The sequence below is a fragment of the Nocardiopsis mangrovi genome (assembly GCF_042653925.1).
GTDB lineage: Bacteria > Actinomycetota > Actinomycetes > Streptosporangiales > Streptosporangiaceae > Nocardiopsis_B > Nocardiopsis_B mangrovi.
In genome coordinates, this window is sequence record NZ_JBHSFQ010000106.1 from 1 (window position 1) to 523 (window position 523).

A 523-nucleotide genomic window follows, 5' to 3' on the forward strand; every position below is an offset into this window, starting at 1 on the left:
GAGCACGGCAAGGCGCGGTTGTTCGACGGTCGTACCGGTGAGCCGTTCGCGGAGCCGATCGCGGTGGGCTACACCTACTTCCTGAAGCTGCACCACCTGGTGGACGACAAGATCCACGCGCGTTCCACGGGGCCGTACTCGATGATCACCCAGCAGCCGCTGGGCGGCAAGGCGCAGTTCGGCGGGCAGCGCTTCGGTGAGATGGAGGTGTGGGCGCTGGAGGCCTATGGTGCGGCCTACGCGCTCCAGGAGCTCCTCACGATCAAGTCCGACGACGTCCTGGGCCGGGTCAAGGTCTACGAGGCGATCGTCAAGGGCGAGAACATCCCCGAGCCGGGCATCCCTGAATCGTTCAAGGTGCTCATCAAGGAGATGCAGTCGCTCTGTCTGAACGTGGAGGTGCTGTCCAGCGACGGTATGTCCATCGAGATGCGGGACACGGACGAGGATGTCTTCCGTGCGGCGGAAGAACTGGGAATCGACCTGGGTCGGCGCGAGCCGAGCAGTGTCGAAGAGGTCTGAC

Annotated in this window: 1 protein-coding gene; it reads left to right on the forward strand. The window is 64.2% G+C overall.

Annotated features, from left to right (window positions below):
* Positions 1-522, forward strand: a 522-nt coding sequence (locus ACFO4E_RS30140; RefSeq protein WP_465263157.1) for a DNA-directed RNA polymerase subunit beta, incomplete at its 5' end; no start/stop codon positions are given.
* Position 523 lies beyond the last annotated feature (1 nt).